1 protein-coding gene is annotated in these 272 nt (G+C 43.0%); it reads right to left on the bottom strand.

Translation table 11 applies throughout. The annotated features are described in order from the left end of the window. On the bottom strand, positions 1-272 hold a 272-nt coding region (locus SB660_RS20600; RefSeq protein WP_410584199.1), incomplete at both ends, for an ArsB/NhaD family transporter.

Genomic DNA, 272 nt, shown 5'->3' with positions numbered 1-272 from the left:
GGCAATGCTTTGTGAGACATAAGGCTCAATAGACTGAACAAGCAATGCCGTCAGTCCGATATTATGCAGTCCGTAAATGATAATGTACATCGTGAAGGCAAAAATAAAGATATGCCAAGGCGCTTTCCTTAATAAGTCCGCCGGTCCGATTTTTAAATAAAACCATCTCCAGCAAAGCAGGATGACTGAACTGATGACAGCCACGAGCGAAACGGATATGCCGTTGTAAGAAGCTGCAAACAGACTGATCCGGACAAACAATACAAATACCA

Origin of the sequence: Bacillus sp. SIMBA_005 (assembly GCF_046535585.1) — a bacterium.
Taxonomy (GTDB): Bacteria; Bacillota; Bacilli; order Bacillales; family Bacillaceae; genus Bacillus; species Bacillus pumilus.
This window is presented reverse-complemented; position numbering and strand designations above follow the sequence as displayed.